The following is a 7,197-nucleotide window of genomic DNA, read 5'->3' on the forward strand; positions in this document are numbered from 1 at the left end:
GACGCCGCGCTCGCCGTGCGCGGCCGCACCGCCGTGATCGAACTCGCCGAGTCCTCGGGCCTCGCGCTGCTCCCCGACGGCCCGGCCCCGCTCACCGCGGACACCACCGGTGTGGGCGAACTGATCGCCCGTGCACTGGAGTTGGGGTGCACGCGGATCGTGCTCGGGCTCGGCGGCAGCGCGTCCACCGACGGCGGAGCGGGGATGGCAAGGGCACTGGGCGTACGACTGCTCGACGCGGCCGGCGACGACCTGCCACGCGGCGGCGCCGCGCTGCTGCGGCTGGACCGGATCGTGCGTGGACGCCTGGCGACCAGGTTGGCCGACGTCGAGGTGGTCATCGCGTCCGACGTGGACAACCCACTGCTGGGCCCCAAGGGCGCCGCCGAGGTGTACGGCCCGCAGAAGGGCGCGACTCCCGACGACGTGCGCGTGCTGGACGCGGCGCTGGCCCGGTGGGCCGACGTGGTCGCGGCGGACCTGGCGGACGTACCCGGCGCGGGGGCCGCGGGCGGGGCCGGGTTCGGCGCGCTCGCGCTGCTCGGGGCGACGATCCGGCCCGGCATCGGACTTCTGCTCGAACTCCTGGGCTTCGACGAACTGCTCGACGGAGCAGCGCTCGTGGTCACCGGAGAGGGCAGTCTGGACCGACAGACCCTGCACGGCAAAGCGCCGGCGGGGGTCGCGGCGGCCGCCAGGGAACGGGGTGTACCCGTGGCGGTGGTGTGTGGTCGCGTCGAGCTGAGCGGGGTTCAGCTCGACGCGGCCGGCATCGTCGCGGCCTACGCGCTGGAGGATCTGGGCGCCGACAGCATGACCCGCGCCGGCGAACTCGTCGAGGTCGCGGGGGAGCGGTTGGCGCGTGACCTGCTGAGCGGGCCGGACGCCGAACCACCGGGCGACGGGGACGACAAGGATCGCCCGCCCGGTGGTCGTGACGGCAGTGCCGCCGGCGGCTCGGACCGCGAAGGCACCCGAGACGACGGCTCGATCGACGCCGGTCGAGTCCGCGCCCACCCCCGCGCATCGGAGGACGCATCGTGACCCACGCTCCCACTCTCGTACTGCGCTCGCGGCGAGTGTTCACGCCCGACGGGGAACGCCCCGCCGACGTGATCCTCGCGGGCGACCGGATAGCCGCCGTGTCGGCGTACGGCAGCGCCGCCGGCGCCCCGGTCGAGGACCTGGGCGAACTCGCCCTGCTGCCGGGCCTGGTGGACACGCACGTACACGTCAACGAACCCGGGCGCACCGCGTGGGAGGGCTTCACCAGCGCCACCCGTGCCGCCGCCGCGGGCGGGGTCACCACGCTGCTGGACATGCCGCTCAACTCGATCCCGGCGACGGTGACGGTCGAGGCGCTGCGGGCCAAGCAGGAGGTCGCCCGCGGCCGGGTGTACGTCGACGTGGGCTTTTGGGGCGGTGCGATCCCGGGCAACACGGCCGACCTGGAGCCGTTGCACCGGGCCGGCGTGTACGGGTTCAAGAGCTTCCTCGCGCCGTCCGGCGTCGACGAGTTCCCGCACGTGAGCGCGGCCGAACTGGACGAGGCGCTCACCGAGCAGGCCCGCATCGGCGCCCTCGCGATCATCCACGCGGAGGCCCCGCACGTCCTGGACGCCGCGCCGCAGCGGGCCGGCCGCGCCTACGCCGACTTCCTCGCGTCGCGGCCCGACGAGGCCGAGACGGTCGCCGTCGGGCAACTCCTGGAGACCGCCAAGCGCACCGGGGCCCGAGTACACGTCCTGCACGTCTCCTCGGCCGACGTGCTGCCGCTCCTGGACGCCGCGCGCGCCGACGGCATCGCGGTCACCGCGGAGACCTGCCCGCACTACCTGACCCTGATCGCGGAGGGCGTGCCGGAGGGGAACACGGCCTTCAAGTGCTGCCCGCCGATTCGTTCGAAGGACAACCGCGACCGGCTGTGGGACGGCATCCGGGCGGGCTCCTTCGCCGCCGTGGTGTCGGACCACTCGCCGTGTACCGCGGACCTCAAGCGGCTCGACGCCGGTGACTTCGCGCTCGCGTGGGGCGGCATCGCGTCGCTGCAACTGGGCCTGCCCACGGTGTGGACCGAGGCCAGGGCGCGCGGGTTCGCGCTCGCCGACGTGGTCGCCTTGATGTCGACGGGCCCCGCGCGACTGGCCGGGCTGGCCCGCAAGGGCGCGATCACGCCGGGACACGACGCCGACCTGGTCGCATTCGACCCCGACGCGGTGTTCACCGTGGACGCGACGGCGCTGCATCACCGCAACCCCGTCACGCCCTACGCGGGCCGCGAACTCACCGGCGCGATACGCACGACGTGGCTCGCGGGCGCGCCGGTGGACGTGCACGGCAGCCCGCGCGGCCGGCTCCTGGACCGGACGGAGACCGCGACGTGATCAGCGCCGACATGCGCCGCCTGCGCGGCCACGGGCCGCCCCCGGCAGCCGAGTAGTCGTCAACCCCCACTCACCGCCGGGAGATTCCGCATGGCCACCGACTTCACCGCATACGTCAACCTCGCGTCGCGCGCCCTCGGCGCCGGCGTGGTCGCCGCCAACGACGAATGGTTCGCCGAGAAGGAGAACCTGCTCAAGGCCGAGGCACCGACCTTCCGGCCGCACACGTTCGGCCCCAAGGGCCAGATCATGGACGGCTGGGAGACCCGCCGCCGGCGCGGCGCGTCCGCCGAGCACCCGCACCCCGACGCCGACGCGCACGACTGGGCGATCATCCGCCTGGGCGTGCCCGGCGTGATCCGCGGTGTCGTCGTCGACACCGCGTTCTTCACCGGCAACTACCCGCCGTCCGGCTCGGTCGAGGCCGCGTCGGTGCCCGGTGTCCCGTCGGTCGAGGACCTCACCGACCCGTCGGTGCGGTGGACCACGATCGTGCCGCGCGGCGACCTCAAGGGCGACACGGCGCACGCGTACGACGTGACGTGCGAACAGCGTTTCACGCACGTGCGGTTGAACATGTTCCCCGACGGCGGGATCGCCCGACTGCGCGTGCACGGCGAGGCGTTGCCCGATCCGGCGTGGCTCGACGGACTCACCGTCGACCTCGGCGCCCAGGAGTACGGAGCGGTCGCCGAGGCCGCGAGCGACCGCTACTTCTCGTCGCCGCACAACCTCAACGCGCCCGGCCGCTCCCGCGTGATGGGCGAGGGCTGGGAGACCCGGCGGCGGCGCGACGACGGCCACGACTGGGTGCGGGTGCGCCTGGTCGGACAGACCGAGATCCTGGCGGCGGAGATCGACATCGACAACTACCTCGGCAACGCCCCGGGTTGGGTCGCACTCGTGGGCAGTGACGCCACGGTCGACGCCGACGCGTGGTTCGAGATCCTGCCGCGTACCCGGGTTCAGCCGGACACCCGGCACCGCTTCCGGCTGAGCGACGTTCCGCCCGTGACGCACGTGCGGATCGAGGTCTTCCCCGACGGCGGCATCGCCCGCCTTCGGTTGCCGGGCCGACTGACGGACGCGGGCCTGGCGGCCTTGAAGGCCCGCTTCGACACCGCCTGAGCCGGCCCCCGCGCAAGCCGGGCGCCGCCCGGCCCGGCACCACACACCTTTCACTCACACAGGGAGTCGATTCCGCTATGAGCAAGGCGACACTGACGACGGAGGCCGGCGCGCCGGTCGCCGACAACCAGAACAGCGCGGCGGCCGGTGCCGGCGGCCCGCTGCTCATCCAGGACCAGTACCTGATCGAGAAGCTGGCCCGGTTCAACCGCGAGCGGATCCCGGAGCGAGTCGTGCACGCGCGCGGCTCGGGCGCCTTCGGCGTGTTCGAGGTCACCGAGGACGTCACGCGCTACACGCGGGCGCACTTCCTGGGCGAAGTCGGCCGACGGACCGAAGTGTTCCAGCGCTTCTCCACCGTCGCGGGCAACCTCGGCGCGGGCGACGCAGTGCGCGACCCGCGCGGTTTCGCGCTCAAGTTCTATACCGAGCAGGGCAATTACGACCTGGTCGGCAACAACACACCGGTGTTCTTCATCAAGGACCCGCTGAAGTTCCCGGACTTCATCCACTCGCAGAAGCGCGACCCCTACACGGGCGTCACCGAGCCGGAGAACGTCTGGGACTTCTGGTCGCACTCACCCGAAGCACTGCACCAGATCACCTGGCTGTTCGGCGACCGCGGCATCCCCGCGTCGTATCGGCACATGAACGGCTTCGGCTCGCACACCTATCAATGGGTCAACGCCGAGGGCGAGGCGTTCTGGGTCAAGTACCACTTCAAGACGAACCAGGGCGTGCGCAGCCTCACCGCAACCGAGGGCGCCGAACTCGCGGGCGAGGACCCGGACTCGCACCAGCGCGACCTGCACCAGGCCATCGACCGCGGGGTGTTCCCGTCGTGGACGCTGTACGTCCAGGTGATGCCGGTCGGCGAGGCACCGCGTTACCGGTTCAACCCGTTCGACCTCACCAAGGTGTGGCCGCACGCGGACCACCCGCTGATCAAGGTCGGCCGGCTCACCCTCGACCGCAACCCGGAGAACGTGTTCGCGGACGTCGAGCAGGCCGCGTTCAGCCCGAACAACTTCGTGCCGGGTATCGGGCCGAGCCCCGACAAGATGCTCCAGGGACGGCTGTTCGCGTACGCGGACGCGCACCGCTATCGCCTGGGCGTCAACCACACGCAGCTCGCGGTCAACGCGCCCAGGGCCGCGGTCGGGACCAACCACGGGCGAGACGGCGCGATGGCGACCAACACCGGTGGACGGGCGAAGAACTACGAACCGAACAGCTTCGGCGGCCCGTACGAGAGCAACGAGCCGCTGTTCGCCGCGCTCGCGGTGAGCGGACACACCGGTACCCACGAGGCGCCGGCGCACGCGAAGGACGACGACTTCTTCCAGGCGGGCGAGCTGTACCGACTGATGTCGGGCGAGGAGCGCGCGCGGCTGATCGAGAACATCGCGGGCAGCCTGGGCCAGGTCACCCGCGACGACATCGTGGACCGGATGGTGGCGCACTTCCGCGCGGCGGACCCGGAGTACGGCGAGCGCGTCGCGAAGGCGGTCTCGACGATCCGGGACGCCTGATCGCGGCGACCGTGCCTCGGTGCGGGCGGAGCCGGCGCGCGCCTCGACGTCCTCGACGGACGTCGGGGCGCGCGTTCGGCCATTGGAGCTACATAGCCACTCCCGCGCACCTTCAGTCTCACCCGTTCGGGTAATGGCCGGCGGCGGTCGGACCGGTGACGATTGACCCGAAAGTCGGTCCGTCCAGGGGAGGGCGGTCGATGCACTCAGGGGAGGCGGAATCGTTGTCGATCGATGCTGGGACAGAGACCGAAGGCGAAGCGCAGGACACCCGTGCTCGCGCGAGTCTTGCGACGGCGGCGGCGCGGAACCTCGCGACGACCACCAAGACAGTCCCGCAGATGCAGGACATCACGTCGCGCTGGTTGCTTCGGATGTTGCCGTGGGTCCAGGTGTCGGGTGGCACCTACCGGGTCAACCGGCGGCTGAGTTACCGCGTGGGCGACGGGCGCGTGCAGTTCGTGCAGACCGGCTCCGACGTGCGCGTCATCCCGGCCGAACTGGGCGAGTTGGCGCCGCTGCGTGGTTTCGAGGACGAAGAAGTGCTCGGGGCCCTGGCCGATCGCTTCGTCAAACGCGAGTTCGCGGCGGGGGAGACGCTCGTGGAAGCGGGCGCGCCGAACGACCGGGTGTTCCTGGTCGTGCACGGCAAGATCGACAAGCAGGGTGAGGGGCGCTACGGCGACCGTACGTCGCTGGGACTGCTGGGCGACGGCGACCACTTCGGCGAGCAGGCCCTCGTCGACGACGGCGCCGCTTGGGAGTACACCGCGCAGGCTGCCACGTCGGTGATCGTGTTGGAGATGCCGAGGGACGCGTTCGAACGCGTCGCCGGCGGATCCGACGCGCTGCGCGCGCACCTCGCGGCGTTCGCGGCGGGCAGCAGTCGGCCGCAGAACGCCAAGGGCGAGGCGGAGATCCCGATGTCCGCCGGCCACCACGGCGAGGCGCTGCTGCCGAGCAGCTTCGTGGACTACGAACTCAACCCGCGTGAATACGAGTTGAGCGCGGCCCAGACCGTGATGCGCGTGCACAGTCGGGTCGCCGACCTGTACAACCAGCCGATGGACCAGATCGAGCAACAGCTGCGACTGACCATCGAGGCGTTGCGCGAGCGCCAGGAACACGAGCTGATCAACAACCCCGAGTTCGGCCTGCTGGCCAACGCGGACTACGAGCAGCGGATCCAGGCCCACTCGGGCCCGCCGACGCCCGACGACATGGACGAACTGCTGAGCCGTCGCCGCGGTTCGCGCCTGTTCCTGGCCCATCCGCGCACGATCGCCGCCTTCGGCCGCGAGTGCAGCCGGCTCGGCCTGTACCCGGACGTGGCCGATGTGCAGGGCCACGCGGTCCCGTCGTGGCGCGGGGTGCCGATCCTGCCGTGCAACAAGATCCCGATCTCCGAGTCCCGTACCAGCTCGATCCTGGTCCTGCGCACGGGCGAGGACGACCAGGGCGTCGTCGGTCTGCACCAGACCGGGCTGCCGGACGAGTACCAGCCGGGCCTGTCGGTGCGCTTCATGGGCATCAACGAGCAGGCCCTGATCTCCTACCTGGTCACGGCCTACTACTCGGCCGCGGTCCTGGTGCCGGACGCCCTGGGCGTTCTGGAGAACGTGGAGATCTCCCGAGCGCGCTGAACCGAGCCCCGTCGACGGGCCCGGCGAACGGAGCCCGGCGGGCGTGCCGGCTGAACCGCACGCGGTGAACCGGGTCACAAAAGTGTGTCAAAAGGGTCTTTTGCGGCTATAGGTCGGATCGTGCGCCGTGCGATCCGACGGCACGCATCGTCACTGTGACAGGAGACTCGACACATGGGTATCGACGACAACATCCGCAACAAGGCCCAGGACGTCGGCGGACAGGCCAAGGAGAAGGTCGGCGACACAACCGGCAACGAGGACCTGCGCGACGAAGGCCAACAGGACCAGGGTTCCGCGAAGGCCAAGGACGCCGTCGAGAACGCCAAGGAAAAGGCCAACGAGGCGGTCAACAAGATCAAGGGCGCGATGAAGCGCGACTGACCCACCGGGGCCACCGAAGCGGCCGCGGACTCCCGACGGGAGTCCGCGGCCGCTTTGCGCGCGCAGCGGTGCACGGGCGGGGTGGGGGCGGCGAAACGGGCGGGTCGGGCCCCGTCCTGCTCGGCC

At 71.4% G+C, this 7,197-nt stretch carries 6 protein-coding genes; all 6 read left to right on the plus strand.

Translation table 11 applies throughout. The features are described from left to right. The coding region (locus GT354_RS31645; protein ID WP_161359815.1) for a glycerate kinase at positions 1–1,044 on the plus strand (1,044 nt) is incomplete at its 5' end. Next, positions 1,041–2,384, plus strand: coding sequence for an allantoinase AllB (gene allB, locus GT354_RS31650; RefSeq protein ID WP_161359816.1), 1,344 nt, complete (start codon positions 1,041–1,043; stop codon positions 2,382–2,384). The genes GT354_RS31645 and allB, both read left to right, overlap by 4 nt. 90 nt (positions 2,385–2,474) lie before the next feature. Then, positions 2,475–3,512 carry an allantoicase gene (gene alc / locus GT354_RS31655; RefSeq protein ID WP_161359817.1) on the plus strand — a complete coding sequence of 346 codons (1,038 nt, stop codon included), beginning with the start codon at positions 2,475–2,477 and terminating at the stop codon, positions 3,510–3,512. Positions 3,513–3,589: 77 nt separating this feature from the next. Then, on the plus strand, positions 3,590–5,044 hold the full coding sequence (locus GT354_RS31660) for a catalase (protein ID WP_161359818.1): 1,455 nt from the start codon (positions 3,590–3,592) through the stop codon (positions 5,042–5,044). A 224-nt stretch (positions 5,045–5,268) separates the two neighbouring features. Continuing rightward, positions 5,269–6,687 (plus strand): family 2B encapsulin nanocompartment shell protein, encoded by a 1,419-nt coding sequence (locus GT354_RS31665; RefSeq protein ID WP_272923925.1) that lies wholly within the window; start codon positions 5,269–5,271, stop codon positions 6,685–6,687. A gap of 174 nt (positions 6,688–6,861) precedes the next feature. Next, positions 6,862–7,071 (plus strand): CsbD family protein, encoded by a 210-nt coding sequence (locus GT354_RS31670; RefSeq protein ID WP_161359820.1) that lies wholly within the window; start codon positions 6,862–6,864, stop codon positions 7,069–7,071. The last annotated feature ends 126 nt before the right edge of the window (positions 7,072–7,197 follow it).

It is taken from the genome of Streptomyces sp. SID3343 (genome assembly GCF_009865215.1).
Lineage (GTDB): Bacteria > Actinomycetota > Actinomycetes > Streptomycetales > Streptomycetaceae > Embleya.

Excerpts from the sequence above, each read along its gene's own strand:
- alc (WP_161359817.1), top strand. The coding sequence starts at position 2,475 with ATGGCCACCGACTTCACCGCATACGTCAACCTCGCGTCGCGCGCCCTC.
- GT354_RS31670 (WP_161359820.1), top strand. The coding sequence starts at position 6,862 with ATGGGTATCGACGACAACATCCGCAACAAGGCCCAGGACGTCGGCGGA.
- GT354_RS31660 (WP_161359818.1), top strand. The coding sequence starts at position 3,590 with ATGAGCAAGGCGACACTGACGACGGAGGCCGGCGCGCCGGTCGCCGAC.